At 71.7% G+C, this 13,198-nt stretch carries 13 protein-coding genes; 3 read left to right on the top strand and 10 right to left on the bottom strand.

The features are described from left to right. Nucleotides 1-22 precede the first annotated feature (22 nt). Genes FB157_RS29195 through FB157_RS29205 form a run of 3 tightly spaced genes read right to left on the bottom strand, consistent with a single transcriptional unit; the run spans nt 23 to nt 2,239 of the window. Nucleotides 23-715, bottom strand: coding sequence for a 4'-phosphopantetheinyl transferase superfamily protein (locus FB157_RS29195; RefSeq protein WP_145883653.1), 693 nt, complete (start codon nt 713-715; stop codon nt 23-25). Beyond that, on the bottom strand, nt 712-921 hold the full coding sequence (locus tag FB157_RS29200; protein WP_145883654.1) for an MbtH family protein: 210 nt from the start codon (nt 919-921) through the stop codon (nt 712-714). Before FB157_RS29200 ends, FB157_RS29195 begins: the two co-directional genes overlap by 4 nt. Before the next feature lie 37 nt (nt 922-958). Continuing rightward, complete coding sequence (locus tag FB157_RS29205) at nt 959-2,239, bottom strand: glycosyltransferase (protein ID WP_261386590.1); 1,281 nt, start codon at nt 2,237-2,239, stop codon at nt 959-961. A gap of 192 nt (nt 2,240-2,431) precedes the next feature. Between FB157_RS29205 and FB157_RS29210 the strand changes: the two genes are divergently transcribed. Genes FB157_RS29210 through FB157_RS29220 form a run of 3 tightly spaced genes read left to right on the top strand, consistent with a single transcriptional unit; the run spans nt 2,432 to nt 6,119 of the window. Then, the gene (locus FB157_RS29210; protein ID WP_145883656.1) at nt 2,432-3,709 is read left to right on the top strand and encodes a glycosyltransferase; all 1,278 of its coding nucleotides are present in this window, start codon (nt 2,432-2,434) and stop codon (nt 3,707-3,709) included. Then, a complete protein-coding gene (locus tag FB157_RS29215) occupies nt 3,706-5,088 on the top strand; it encodes an NDP-hexose 2,3-dehydratase family protein (RefSeq protein ID WP_145883657.1) in 1,383 nt (460 codons plus the stop codon). Before FB157_RS29210 ends, FB157_RS29215 begins: the two co-directional genes overlap by 4 nt. Then, on the top strand, nt 5,085-6,119 hold the full coding sequence (locus FB157_RS29220; RefSeq protein ID WP_145883658.1) for a Gfo/Idh/MocA family protein: 1,035 nt from the start codon (nt 5,085-5,087) through the stop codon (nt 6,117-6,119). The genes FB157_RS29215 and FB157_RS29220 overlap by 4 nt, the downstream gene beginning before the upstream one ends. 64 nt (nt 6,120-6,183) lie before the next feature. Here FB157_RS29220 and rfbC read toward each other — a convergent pair whose 3' ends face one another. The 7 genes from rfbC to FB157_RS29255 are packed head-to-tail and all read right to left on the bottom strand — an operon-like array spanning nt 6,184 to nt 13,113. Continuing rightward, nucleotides 6,184-6,777, bottom strand: coding sequence for a dTDP-4-dehydrorhamnose 3,5-epimerase (gene rfbC, locus FB157_RS29225; RefSeq protein ID WP_145883716.1), 594 nt, complete (start codon nt 6,775-6,777; stop codon nt 6,184-6,186). After that, on the bottom strand, nt 6,777-7,661 hold the full coding sequence (gene rfbD, locus FB157_RS29230; protein ID WP_145883659.1) for a dTDP-4-dehydrorhamnose reductase: 885 nt from the start codon (nt 7,659-7,661) through the stop codon (nt 6,777-6,779). Before rfbD ends, rfbC begins: the two co-directional genes overlap by 1 nt. Continuing rightward, on the bottom strand, nt 7,658-8,641 hold the full coding sequence (rfbB, locus tag FB157_RS29235) for a dTDP-glucose 4,6-dehydratase (protein WP_145883660.1): 984 nt from the start codon (nt 8,639-8,641) through the stop codon (nt 7,658-7,660). Before rfbB ends, rfbD begins: the two co-directional genes overlap by 4 nt. Beyond that, nucleotides 8,638-9,705 (bottom strand): glucose-1-phosphate thymidylyltransferase, encoded by a 1,068-nt coding sequence (locus tag FB157_RS29240; RefSeq protein ID WP_145883718.1) that lies wholly within the window; start codon nt 9,703-9,705, stop codon nt 8,638-8,640. The genes rfbB and FB157_RS29240 overlap by 4 nt, the downstream gene beginning before the upstream one ends. Next, nucleotides 9,702-10,589 carry a hypothetical protein gene (locus FB157_RS29245; protein ID WP_145883661.1) on the bottom strand — a complete coding sequence of 296 codons (888 nt, stop codon included), beginning with the start codon at nt 10,587-10,589 and terminating at the stop codon, nt 9,702-9,704. The genes FB157_RS29240 and FB157_RS29245 overlap by 4 nt, the downstream gene beginning before the upstream one ends. A gap of 21 nt (nt 10,590-10,610) precedes the next feature. After that, a complete protein-coding gene (locus FB157_RS29250) occupies nt 10,611-11,828 on the bottom strand; it encodes a DegT/DnrJ/EryC1/StrS aminotransferase family protein (RefSeq protein ID WP_261386591.1) in 1,218 nt (405 codons plus the stop codon). Next, nucleotides 11,809-13,113, bottom strand: a complete 1,305-nt coding sequence (locus FB157_RS29255) for a glycosyltransferase (protein WP_145883662.1) — start codon at nt 13,111-13,113, stop codon at nt 11,809-11,811. The genes FB157_RS29250 and FB157_RS29255 overlap by 20 nt, the downstream gene beginning before the upstream one ends. Nucleotides 13,114-13,198 lie beyond the last annotated feature (85 nt).

The raw sequence follows: 13,198 nt of genomic DNA on the forward strand, positions 1-13,198 counted from the left end.
TTCCTGAGCTTGCGTGTGGTCGTCACTGGAACGCGGCTGTCCGCCAGTCGCCCAGGTCCGCGAAGAATGGGGCCGCGGGCCGGCCGCTCACGGCGATGGACAGCACCGCGCGGGTGCTCCCGGTCGGGGTCACGACCGTGGTCACGGTGTCGGAGCCGGTGCCGGTGCCGGGCGGGAACGGCAGTCGGCGGCCGGGCGGTCGTGCGGGCGGCCAGTCGGTCGGTACGGCGACCGGCCGGGTGAGTCCGCCGCGGCGCAGGCCGTGTCCGAGGGCCTTGCCGATGGCCTCCTTGCGGGTCCACAGCACCAGGAACGCCTCGTCGCGCTCGTGCCGGGGCAGGCCGGCGATCCAGTCGGCAGGGGTGTCACCGAGCCACCGGCGAGCCAGTGCGGCGGCGGGCAGCGGCCGGACGGGTTCGATGTCCACGCCGAGTGCCGCCGGACCGCGAGAGAGGGCGACGGCGAAGACGCCCGCGGCGTGGCTGAGGCTGACCTGCACACCGGCTGCGGGCCCGGTGAGCCGGGGGCGGCCACCGGGGTCGTGTGCCACCCGGATCAGGTGGGCCGGGCTGCCGGTCAGTTCGGCCGCGGAGGCGACGAGCGCGGCATGGGTGGCAGCGCGCTCGTCGCCCTCGGGGGCAGGGCCCCACCGGACGGCCGGCCGCGGGGGGTCCGGCGGGCCGTCGGTGCGGGGGAACGGGACCTGCTTCCTCATCCCGCCATCTGGCGGACGAGGCTCTTGGGCCGCATGTCGGTCCAGTTCTTCTCGATGTGGTCCAGGCAGGCCTGCCTGGTGTCCTCCGCGTGGGCCACTTCCCAGCCCGCGGGGATCTCGGCGAAACCGGGCCACAGGGAGTACTGGCCCTCGTCGTTGACGAGTACCAGGTAGCGGCCCGCTTCATCCTCGAAGGGATTGGACATCTCATCCTCTTTTCTTGGTTGTTGCTCTGGGGTCTGGTCAGGAAACGATCTTCTCGAGCACCCGGACCGCGTTCTCGGCCCCGTTCTCCACGGAAGTGAGGCGGGCCAGCCGGTCGACCGCGCGGGCGATGCCCGGGTCCTTGACGGCCTGGTCGACCGCTTTCGTGAGGGTGTCGGCGGTCAGGTGCCGGTGCGGGACGGGCTGCGGTGCGACGCCCAGGCCGTGCAGGTGGTCGGCCCACATCAGCGCTTCCTTCTGGAAGGGACAGATCACCTGGGGGACGCCGGCGCGCAGCGCCGTGTTGTGCGCTCCGGTTCCGCCCGGGTGCACCACGGCACGGACCCGGGGAAACAGCCAGTCGTACGGTATTTCGTCCTCCACCAGGACGTTCTCCGGCGGATTCGGAATGGCCGCGCCGCCCCAGCCCGTGACGACGATCGCGCGGACTCCCGTTCTGCGGACGACCTCCAGAATGATGCGGCCGACTTCTTCGGGGTCCGTGCCCATGTGACTGCCGAATCCGAAGAACACCGGTGCGTCGCCGTCGTCCAGGAATTTCAGCAGCCGTTTCGAAGGCTGCCACCGCGTGCCGCTCGGGAGCATCCAGAATCCGGTCGTGTGGACCCATTCGGGCCAGTCGTCCGCCGGCTCGATCACATGCGGGCTGAAACCGAGGAGCACCGGCGCCGGCGTTCCGTCGGCCCGGAACCTGTTGTCCAGGGCACCTTCGCGGGGCGGAAGTCCGAGGACGTCGGCCCGCCAGCGGCCGAACATCTCGGCGAGCGGCCCCTTGATCGGGTTGTCGTTCGCCCGGGCGTGCCGCTCCAGGTTGTCCGGCCGCTGCTCGAAGGTGCCGACCTCGGGGGGGTAGCGCCGTGAGGCGACGAAGTGCGGGTAGAGGCTGGCCAGTACGTGCGGAACCCCGAGTTTCTCGGCGATCTGGTGGACGGCCTGACGTGACGAGTGGGAGTGGATCACCACGTCCGCGCCTTCCGCGGCGGCGTCCCACATGTCCTTCAGCATGATCGGGTAAAGCCGCGGGAATATCTCCGCGAATATGCGTTCCCGGGCCTTGTCGTACTGGTCGCCCTTGCCTTGCGAGTTGACCAGGATCTCCCGCACGTCGGGCCGTTGGTGGAGCCGCACGGCCTCGTCGTCCACCGGAGCGAAGTCCACTCCGTATTCCGCGGCCATGGGGCCGTAGAGGCGGGGACCGACGAGTCTGGCCGAATGTCCGGCCTGATCGAGAGCGAAGGCCAGCGCCAGATAGGGCTGCATATCCCCACGAGTTCCATGGGAATAGATCAGTGCTCGCACCGCTTCGAACCCTCCCGTTCCTGACGAGTCGGGCGCGACACCAGCGGCATGGCCCGAGGAAGTACCTTCGGCACGTTAGGGCCTGGCGCAATCGAGCGGCTCTAGGAAATCTGTACAGGACAAATGCCTCTTGCGGGCGCCGCGACGGAATGGAAACAGTTGGCCGTTCCGACGCGCACGGGAGGCTAAACATTGAAAGTCCTGGTCTACTGCTACGGAAATAGAGGCGATGTCCAGCCATATCTGGCACTGGCCTACGCTCTGCGCCGCGCGGGACACGAGCCCGTGCTCGCGGCGCCTCGTCTCTTCGCACCGCTCGCCGACCAGTACGGCGTGCCGTTCGCCCCGCTGGACGACGCCGCCGTCACCGTGCGCTCCCGGGCGGACATCCGCCGCCTCCAGGCGCACAGCGACCGGCCGACCGCCCGGATCGAGGAGCAGCGCCGGGAGGTCCGCCGGCAGATGGTTCCGCACTACGCGGCCGTGCTCCGTGATCTGTGGGAGGCGGCGGACTGCGGTCCCGACGTGATCGTCCACTCGCACGCGTTCCGTGAGGTGATTCCGCAGATCGCCGAGCGGCTGAAGGTTCCGCACGTCCTCGGCTCCCTCTATCCCAACTTCGTGGTCTCGCGCGACTATCCGGCGTTCGGCATGCTGTCGGACGTGTTCTCCGGCAAGGAGGACACGAGCCGGACGGACGTGCGGACGTATCTGCCGCCCGCCGTCATCGAGGTGGTGGACCAGTGGCGCAGGGACACCCTCGGACTTCCGCCGCGGGAGGGCTACCTCGACTTCCGGTTCGCCGCCGACGGCGCGCCCGCACCCGTGCTGCACAGCTTCAGCCCGCACGTCCTCGCCCCGGGCTCCGACTGGCCCGACTCGGTGCACACCGACGGCTTCTGGCACCTTCCGCCGCCGCCGGGCTGGCAGCCGCCGGACCGGTTGCTGCGCTTCCTGGAGGAGGGCGAGAAGCCCGTTCTCATCGGCTTCGGCAGCGCCCTCGGGACCGACCCCGAGCGGACCACCGCCCTGGTGCTGGACGCCGTGCGGGAGAGCGGCCGACGGGCGGTGATCGTGGCCGGCTGGGGCGGCCTGGACGTCGCCGGCGCCCCGGGCGGCGTCCTGGCGCTGGACGAGGTGCCCTACGGATGGCTGTTGCCACGGGTGTGCGTGGCCGTCAACTCCGGCTCGCTGGGCGCGCACAACGCCGCCCTCTCGGCGGGAGTCCCCCAGGTCGTCTGCCCGTTCGAGGTGAACCAGCTGATGTGGGGCGAGCATCTGCACCGCCTGGGGGTGGCGCCCGCGCCGCTGAAGCAGCGTGAGCTGACGTCGTCCGCCCTGGCGCAGGCGATCGGGACGGCCGCCACGGACCCGGCCATCGCCGCGGCCGCCGCCGGGCTGGGCGAACGCCTGCGGGCCGAGGACGGGGCAGCCTCCGCGGTGCGGTTCCTGGAGAGGATCCAGCGGTGACGGGGGCCGCCACGGCGAGCCGGCTCTCGCCCACCGACAGCGCGCTGTCGGCCCGGCTGGCCCTGTCGGCCCGGTGCACCGAGGGGGTGACCAGCACCGCCGCGTTCTTCGACTGGCTTGCCGAGCGTCAGCTGCACCATGCGCAGAAGACCGAGCGCATACCCTTCGCCGCACTCGACAAGTGGGGGTTCGACCCGGACACCGGGGACCTGGGCCACGCCAGCGGGCGGTTCTTCTCGGTGCAGGGGCTGCGGGTGCGCTCCGACTTCGGTGCGGTGCCCGAGTGGTCCCAGCCGATCATCAGCCAGCCGGAGGTCGGCATCCTCGGCCTCGCCGTGCGTGAGATCGACGGCGTGCTGCACTTCCTGATGCAGGCCAAGTCGGAGCCGGGGAACGTCAACGGTGTCCAGCTCTCCCCCACCGTCCAGGCGACGCGCAGCAACTACACGCGGGTGCACGGCGGTTCGTCGGTGCCCTACCTGGACACCTTCCGCACGCCCGAGCCCGGGCGGGTGCTGGCGGACGTGCTGCAGTCCGAGCAGGGCTCCTGGTTCCTGCGCAAGCGCAACCGCAACATGGTGGTCGAGGCCGGCCCCGAGCTGCAGGCCGGCGAGGACTTCTGCTGGCTGACGCTGGGACAGCTCAACTCCCTGCTGCGGTGGGAGAACCTGGTCAACATGGACGCGCGGACCGTGCTGTCGTGCCTGCCCGACTGGGACCGCGTCGAGGGGCCCGGGAGCGCCGTGCACACCGGACAGGAGATCCGCAGCTGGCTGACCGACCGCCGGGTCGCGCACGAGGTCGTCACCGAACGGCTGCCGCTGCGGGCGGTTTCCGGCTGGCACCGGACGGCCGACGCCGTCGCGCACGAGGAGGGACGGTTCTTCAGCGTCGTCGCGGTCCACGTGGGCTCGCGCAGCCGGGAGGTGCCGTCCTGGACCCAGCCGCTGCTGCGGCCGCACGGCCAGGGCATCGCCGCGCTGCTCGTCAGGCGCGTCGGCGGTGTCCTGCACGCGCTGATGCACGCACGCGTCGAACCGGGGTTCGTGGACACGGTGGAGCTGGGGCCGACCGTGCAGTGCGTGCCCGACAGCCATGCCCACCTGGCCGCCGCCGACCGGCCGCCCCTGCTGGATCTGGTGCTGGGCGCCGACCGGGCGCACACCCTGTTCGACACCGTGCTGTCGGAGGAGGGCGGCAGGTTCGACCAGGCGCAGAGCCGGTACATGATCATCTCGGTGGACGACCGGGTCCCGGTCGAGGAGAACGCCGGCATGCGCTGGCTGAGTCCGGGCCAGCTGGAGGATCTGCTGAAGTACAGCGGCCAGCTCAACATCCAGGCCAGGACGCTCGTGGCCGCCCTCAGGACGGTGCGATGACCCACGACCACGGCACCCCGCCGGTACGCGTCGGGGTCCTGGGGGCCGCCTCCATCGCCTGGCGGCGGGTACTGCCCGCGATGACGGCCTGCCCGGACGTCGAAGTCGTCGCCGTGGCCTCCCGGGACCCGCGGCGGGCGCGCCGGTTCGCCGACCGCTTCGGCTGCGCGGCCGTCACCGGGTACGAGGCGCTGCTGGAGCGCGCGGACGTCGAGGCGGTGTACGTTCCGCTGCCCGCGGCGCTGCACCGCCGGTGGGCGGCCCGCGCGCTGGAGGCCGGCCGGCATGTGCTGGTCGAGAAGCCCATGGCCACGACGGCGCCGGAAGCCCGGGAACTGACCGCGCTCGCCGAGCGCCGAGGCCTGGTGCTGCGGGAGAACTTCATGTTCCTCCATCACCCGCGCCACCAGGCCGTCTCCGAGCTGCTGCGGGACGGACGGATCGGCCGGCTCCGCATGCTGCACGCGTCGTTCTGCGTCCCCCCGCTCTCCCCCGACGACATCCGGTACACCCGCGAACTGGGGGGTGGCGCGCTGCTGGACACGGGCGTCTACCCGCTGCGGACCGCGGTGCGCTTCCTGGGGCGGGGGCTGCGGGTGACCGGCGCCACCCTCCGGGTCCGGCCGGGCGACGGTCTGGACGTCTCCGGGCAGGTCCTGCTGGCCGCCGACTCGGGTGTCCTCGCCTCGCTGGACTTCGGCTTCGAGCACGGTTACGGGGCGCGGTACACGTTGTGGGGCGACCGGGCGCGGCTGACCGCGGACCAGGCCGTCAGCCCGCCGGCCGAGCTGCCGACGCAGTTGCTGATCGAGGAACAGGACCGGGTGGAGCAGCTCCTGCTGCCGCCCGCCGACCAGTTCAAGGCCTGCGTCGCGGAGTTCGCGGCGGCGGTCCGCGGGGCCGGCGCCTCCCGCGGTACCGGCCGGGCGGCGTGGCACGCGGACGCGGTGGCGACGCTGGAGCTGGTGGACGCGGTCCGGGAACGGGCCGTGCGGGTGCCGTGCGAGGACGGCGGTCCGGAGATCGCATGACCCGGGGCACTCCCCGAACGCCGAAGGGCCCGCTCCCGCGGGCCCTTCGGCATGAGTGCCGGGTTCAACGGCGCAGCGAGGCGTAGTGGGCCTGGGCCTCGGCGTACGAGGGCAGCAGCCCCAGACGCTCCACCTCGGCCAGGGAGGGGGCCGAGGCGTCCTTCTCGGACAGCAGTGGTTCGACGTCCGCCGGCCAGTCGATGCCCAGCTCCGGGTCGAACGGGTCGATGCCGTACTCGCGGTGCGGGGCGTACCCCTCGGAGCAGAGATAGCTGACGGTCGCGTCGTCGGTCAGGGCCAGGAACGCGTGCCCGAGCCCCTCTCCCACGTACAGGGCCCGGCGGTTGTCGTCGTCGAGCCGTACGGCCTCCCACCGGCGGTAGGTCGGGGAACCCACCCGCACGTCGACGACCACGTCGAGCACCGCGCCCCGCAGGCACTGCACGTACTTCGCCTGCCCCGGCGGCACCTGGGCGAAGTGGATGCCGCGCAGGGTGCCGCGTCGCGAGACGGAGCAGTTGGCCTGCACCAGGCGGAAGTCCTGGCCCGTCACCGTGCCGAACTCGGCTGCGCGGTACCACTCGTAGAAGGCGCCGCGGGCGTCCTGGTGGACCGTGGGCTCCACGACCCAGGCGGGACCGACGTCCAGTGCACGCATCATGTCTGCTGCTCCGTTTCCACCATCTCGGGCAGCGCCGCGGCGAGCGCGGCGCGCCAGTCTCGGATCGGCTCGACGCCCGGCTGCCGGCGCCGGCACGCGAGCACGCCGTACGCCGGACGGCGTGCCGCGCGCCCCAGGGTGCTGCCGGCGACGGGGCGGACCCGGTCCGGGTCCGCGTCCAGCAGCCGGAACACCTCGCGGGCCAGGCCGTACCAGGTGGCCTGTCCGGCACTGGTGCCGTGCCGGACGCCCGGCCGGGCGGTACCGGCGAGCGCCGCGCGGCCGAGCCGCACCAGCAGGCCGGCGAGATCGGCGCTCCAGGTCGGCTGCCCGTGCTGGTCGTCGACGACGTCGACGGTGTCCCGGTCCCGCTCGGCCCTGATCATCGCGCGCACGAAGTTGGGCCCGCCGGCGCCGTAGAGCCAGGCGGTGCGTACGACGTGCCCGTGGTCGGGGAGGCGTTCGAGGACGGCTCGCTCCCCGGCGAGTTTGGTGCGGCCGTAGGCGTTGACCGGCCCGGTCGGGTCGGTCTCGGCGTACGGGCTGCGGGCGTCGCCGGGGAAGACGTAGTCGGTGGAGACGTGCAGCAGCCGGGTGCCGGTCGAGCGGCAGGCGTCGGCCAGGTGGCCGGGGGCGGCGCCGTTCACGAGGAGGGCCTCCGGCTCCCGCTCCTCCGCGGCGTCGACGGCGGTCCAGGCGGCGCAGTTGACCAGGACGGCGGGGCGGTGGGCGGTCACCAGGCGCCGCACGGCCGCCGCGTCGGTGATGTCCAGCCCGGCCCTGCCGAGGCCGATCACCTCCTCGCCGTCGCGCCGCAGCTGGGCCGTGACGTCGCGGCCCAGCATGCCGGTGGCGCCGACGACCAGCCACGGCGCGCTCACAGGGCCGCCCGCGTCAGCAGCGGTTCCCACCAGGAGCGGTTGTCCCGGTACCAGCGGACGGTCTCCGCCAGGCCGGTGGCGAAGTCCTTGTGCGGCCGGTAGCCCAGCTCGTCGCGGATCCTGCTCCAGTCGACCGAGTAGCGCCGGTCGTGGCCCTTGCGGTCCTCGACGTGACTGACGCGGTCCCAGCCGGCGCCGCAGGCCTCCAGCAGCATCGACGTGAGCTCCTTGTTGGTCAGCTCGGTACCGCCCCCGATGTTGTAGACCCGGCCGGGCCTGCCACCGGTGCGGACCAGCTCGATGCCCCGGACGTGATCGTCGACGTGCAGCCAGTCCCGTACGTGCTCGCCGTCGCCGAACAACGGCACGTCGCCGCCGTCCAGGAGCGTGGTGACGAAGCGCGGGATGAGCTTCTCCGGGAAGTGGTGCGGGCCGTAGTTGTTGGAACAGCGGGTGACCCGGACGTCGAGGCCGTGCGTGCGGTGGTACGACAGTGCGACCAGGTCGCTCGACGCCTTCGACGCCGCGTACGGGGAGTTGGGGAGCAGCGGCGCGGTCTCCGGCGTGGAACCCGTCGGCACCGAGCCGTACACCTCGTCGGTGGAGATGTGCACGAAGGTGCGAAGACCCGTGCGCAGGGCCGCGTCGAGCAGGGTCTGGGTGCCGAGCGCGTTGGTGCGCAGGAACTCCGCGGCGCCCGTGATCGACCGGTCCACGTGCGACTCGGCCGCGAAGTGCACCACCTGGTCGCTGCGGGCCGTCAGCGGCCCGACGAGCGCGGCGTCGCAGATGTCGCCGTGCACGAAGGTGAATCGGGGGTCCTGCCTGACCGGGTCGAGGTTCGCCGGGTTGCCGGCGTAGGTCAGGGCGTCGAGGACGGTGACGCGGACGTCGCCCGGGCCCTGCGGGCCGAGCAGGGTCCGTACGTAGTGGGAGCCGATGAAACCGGCTCCGCCCGTCACGAGGATGCTGGTCGTCATGGGGAGATCTGCACCTTGCTGTGGTCGCCGAGGATGAGCCGGTGTGCTGCGGGAGCCCGGGGCGCCGGGGTGACTTCCACGTTCCGGCCGATCAGGGACGCCTCGATGCGGCGCACCCCGGTGATGGAGGAACCGGGCAGCACGATGGAGAACTCGATCTCGCTGTCCTCGATGCGGCACCGCTCGGAGATCGAGGTGAAGGGACCCACGTAGGAGCCGCTGACCTCCACACCCGACGCGATGACCACCGGGCCGACGATCCGGGAGCCGCGGACCGTCGCCCCGTCCGCGATCCGCACCCGGCCGACGATCTCCGTGGCCTCGTCGACGTCCCCGGCGACCATGGGCTCGATGGTCTCGAGGACGGTGCGGTTGACCTCCAGCATGTCGCCGACGTTGCCGGTGTCCTTCCAGTAGCCGGAGATCGTGGTGGAGCGTACGTCGCGCCGCCGGTCGATCAGCCACTGGACGGCGTCGGTGATCTCCAGCTCTCCGCGGGCGGAGGGCGTGATGGCGGCGACCGCTTCGTGGATCGCCGGGGTGAACAGGTAGACGCCGACCAGGGCCAGATCGCTCTTGGGTTCGGCGGGCTTCTCCACGAGGCCCACCACCCTTCCCCGCTCGTCGAGTTCGGCGACGCCGAAGGCGGTGGGGTCGGGCACCCGGGTGAGCAGGATCTGCGCGTCGGGCCGCCCGGTGCGGAACTCCTCGACGAGTGCGGTGATGCCGCCGACGACGAAGTTGTCGCCGAGGTACATCACGAAGTCGTCGTCACCGAGGAAGTCCCGGGCGATGCGCACCGCGTGGGCGAGACCCAGCGGGGCCTCCTGGGGCAGATACGTGATGCGCAGGCCGTCGAATCCACCCTCGTCGACGGCCGCACGGATCTCGTCCGCGGTCTCCCCGACGACGATGCCCACGTCCTTGACGCCCGCGTCGGCGATGGCCTCCAGCACGTAGAACAGGACGGGCTTGTTGGCGACGGGGACCAGTTGCTTGGCCGAGGTGTGGGTGATGGGCCGCAGCCGGCTGCCGGTGCCGCCCGCCAGGACGAGGGCCTTCATGTCCACGACACAACCGTGTCGCGGTCGACGAAGCCGAAGATGCCGGCGAGCGTGGTGCGGCGGCTCCCGGCGCTGGTGTTGGGCTCCACCGCGTGGATGTGCGCACCGTTGAAGACGTAGATGTCACCGGCGTTGATCTCGAGCCACTGGCACTCGATGCCGTCGAGGGTGTCCATCGGGTACGGGGAGCCGGTGTGCTCCAGGCCCAGGCGGCGCTTGCTCGCCTCGTCCGGCTGGATGTTCCACAGGGCGAGCCGGCCGCCGTCGCCGTTCTCCAGGCATATGTTGAGCGCGCAGATCTGGTGGTCGAGCACGCGCTGGATCTCGAAGTCCGCCTGCCCGGGGTGGGCGCACTGGGAGCTGTCCTCGTGCGGGTCCAGGGTGTACTCGCCGGCCGCGTGCCAGGAGCGCAGCAGCCCTCGGCACGCCTGGCGGCCACCGTGCTCGGCGCGGCGCACCGTGACGCCCTGCGGGGCGAGGGCCCCGGCAAGTCCGTCGTAGAACTCGGTCAGCGGATCCCGCTCGATGCCGAGCACCTCCTCCAGCGCCGGCGTGGTGCGCTCGGACTCGTCGAGGTACTCCTCGGTCGTCTTGTGGAAGTGGTACGTGCCCAGGTAGTAGCTGGGCGCGACGGCGGTCCGCTTCTCCCGGTCGTCGCTGTCCCAGAAGCGTGCGGACAGCTCCGCGCAGATCTCCGGATCGACCGCTCCGCGGAAGACGACGCCCGCGCTCCTGCCCCTGAGCACGTCGACGACGGCCCGGGGGTCGAAGGTGCGGTACTCCTTGAAGCGGAAGTAGTCGGGGTCGCCGCTGAATCCGGTGAGCCGGCGGCCGGCGGCGGGCCCGGCGACGGCTTCGCTGGTGGCCTCGGTGGTGATCGCCATGTGGTCTTTCTCCCTTGGTTGTCAGTGCGCCGGCGCTGCCCCGAGCGCCTGCCGTACGACCTCGCAGACGCGGTCCACGTCCTGCGGGGCCAAGGCCGGCCCGGACGGCAGGACCAGGACGCGTTCGGCCAGTGCCTCGGTGCCGGGCAGCGGCAGCGGCGTGTGGATGTCGGCCCGCTGCGCATAGGGCCGCATGCGGTGGCAGCCCGGGTGGAAGTACCTCTGGACCAGCACGTTCTCCTGATGGAGTGCGGAGAGCAGCCGGTCGCGGTGGACTCCGGTGACCGTGGCGTCGATCTCCATGACGACGTACTGGTGGTTGCTGCGCTCCCCCGGGCCGGGGCCGCGCAGCCGCACGCCGGGGACACCGGTGAGCCCGGCCCGGTAGTGCTCGTACCGCAGGGCGTTGGCCGCGGTGATCTCGTCCATGTGCTCGAGGGCGGTGAGTCCCATGGCCGCGGAGATCTCGTTCATCTTGGCGTTGGTGCCGAAGGTGAGGACCTCCCGGCCGGGTCCGAACCCGAAGTTGCGCATGCGGTCGACGCGTTCGGCGAGTTCGGGGTCGTTCGTGACGACGGCGCCGCCCTCGAACGCGTTGATGAACTTGGTCGCGTGGAAGCTGAGGATCTCGCCGTCGCCGAAGCCGCCGACCGCGCGGCCGTCCAGCTCGCAGCCCAGGGCGTGCGCGCCGTCGTAGAGCAGGCCGAGCCCGTGCTCGTCCGCGATCGCCCGCAGTTCGTCGTCGGGGCAGATCCGGCCCCAGAGGTGAACGCCGACGATGCCGCTGGTGCGCCGGGTGACGAGCCGGCGCACGTGGGCGGGGTCCAGGGTGCCGGTGTGCGGGTCGATGTCGGCGAAGACCGGGGTCAGTCCCTGCCACTGCAGTGCGTGGGCGGTGGCGACGTAGGTGAACGACGGCACGATGACCTCGCCGGTCAGACCGCGGGCCCGGGCCAGTACCTCCAGGGCGGAGGTGCCGTTGCTGGTGGCCAGGACGTGCGCGGCACCTGTGAGTTGGGTGAGCCGGTCCTCGAACTCGCGCACCAGCGGGCCGTTGTTGGTCAGCCAGCCCTGGTCGAGGGCCTGTGAGATGCGCTCGAACAGGCGGCGGCGGTCCGGAATGTTGGGGGTGCCGACGTGCAGCGGCCGGTCGAAGGCGGGGTGTTCACGGAGGGGGGCCGGGACGGGCCGCTCCTGGTCGACCGCGCTCCCGATGCCGTCATGCGTGGTGAGCGACACGGCGTGCTCCTGTCTGCTCGTGGTGGACTCGTTCCAGAACCCGGACGGCGTTCCGGGCGCCGTCCTCCTCCCGGACCAGGGCGGCGACCCGGGCAACGGTGCGCGCGATGCCGGGATCGGTGACGGCGACCCGGATGGCCTCGGCGAGGGCGTCGGCGGTCAGGTCGCGCTGCAGCAGGGGCGCGGGAGCGACGCCGAGTTCGTGCAGGCGCCCGGCCCACACCAGCTGTTCCTTGTGGAAGGGGCAGCTGACCTGCGGGACGCCGGCCTCGAGAGCCGCGTTGTGGGCGCCGACGCCGCCCGCGTGGACGGCTGCCCGCACCCGCGGCAACAGCCGGTCGTAGGGGACCTCGGTGACGGTGAGGATGTCCGTGCCCGGCTCCGGGATCTCGATCCCGCCCCAGCCCGCCACCACCACGGCGCGCACTCCGGCGCGCCGCACCGCCTCCTGCACCAGGCGGCCGGTGGCCCTGGGGTCCGGGGCCAGGGAACTCCCGAAACCGACGAACACCGGCTTCTCACCGGCCTCCAGGAACCGCCGCAGATCCTCCGGCGGGGTCCAGTCGACGGCCGGGGGGAGTGACCAGAACCCGGTGGTGTGGACCCACTCCGGCCAGTCGGCGGACGGTTTCACCACCTGCGGGCTGAAGCCGTGCAGGACCCTGGCCGGGGTGCCGTCGGCGCGGTACCGGAAGTCCTGGGCGTTCTCCCGCGGCGGCAGTCCGAGGATCTCGGACCGCCACTCGGCAAGCGCACGGGCCGGAAGCGCCGTGAAGACGTTCTCCTCCTGCCCGGGCTTTTCGGGAATTCGGTAGGTCCGCTCGAAGAACGTGTATTCCCGGGACGGTACGAAGTTGGGGTAAAGGGTCGCCAGAACGTGCGGTACGCCGAGCCTTTCGGCTATCTGGGGCACCGCTTCACGGTGGTTGTGCGAATGGACGACAATGTCGGCGCCGCCGTCCGCGGCCACCTCCCACATGTCCCTGAGAACCGCGGGGTACATGCGCGGGAACGACTCGACGAAGATCTTCTTCTTGAGCTCCCGGTCGGCTTCCGTCAGAGCGTCGCTGCGCTGCATGACGTCCCTGAACTCGGGCCTGGTCATGAGCTGGACGAGTTCGTCGTTCAGCGCCGCGAACGGAACTCCGTATTTCTCCGCGGACGGGGAGAAAAGACGGGGGGCCGCCAGGACCACACTGTGTCCGGCCTGTTGCAGCGCCACGGAAAGCGCCAGATAAGGCTCGACGTCCCCCCGGCTTCCATGGCAGTAGACAAGCGCCTTCATCCGTCCCCCGTCTGTTCGTCATTCGGATCGCTGTCACATTAGGAGAGGGAAGTGCCGGGGAGCTGGACGCCGCCTCGACGCCCAA

Origin of the sequence: Streptomyces sp. BK340 (assembly GCF_007827595.1) — a bacterium.
GTDB lineage: Bacteria > Actinomycetota > Actinomycetes > Streptomycetales > Streptomycetaceae > Streptomyces.

Bases quoted from the DNA above. Each gene is read 5' to 3' on its own strand.
- FB157_RS29195 (WP_145883653.1), bottom strand. From the start codon at position 715: ATGAGGAAGCAGGTCCCGTTCCCCCGCACCGACGGCCCGCCGGACCCC.
- FB157_RS29200 (WP_145883654.1), bottom strand. From the start codon at position 921: ATGTCCAATCCCTTCGAGGATGAAGCGGGCCGCTACCTGGTACTCGTC.
- FB157_RS29220 (WP_145883658.1), top strand. From the start codon at position 5,085: ATGACCCACGACCACGGCACCCCGCCGGTACGCGTCGGGGTCCTGGGG.
- rfbC (WP_145883716.1), bottom strand. From the start codon at position 6,777: ATGCGTGCACTGGACGTCGGTCCCGCCTGGGTCGTGGAGCCCACGGTC.
- rfbB (WP_145883660.1), bottom strand. From the start codon at position 8,641: ATGACGACCAGCATCCTCGTGACGGGCGGAGCCGGTTTCATCGGCTCC.
- FB157_RS29240 (WP_145883718.1), bottom strand. From the start codon at position 9,705: ATGAAGGCCCTCGTCCTGGCGGGCGGCACCGGCAGCCGGCTGCGGCCC.
- FB157_RS29245 (WP_145883661.1), bottom strand. From the start codon at position 10,589: ATGGCGATCACCACCGAGGCCACCAGCGAAGCCGTCGCCGGGCCCGCC.
- FB157_RS29255 (WP_145883662.1), bottom strand. From the start codon at position 13,113: ATGAAGGCGCTTGTCTACTGCCATGGAAGCCGGGGGGACGTCGAGCCT.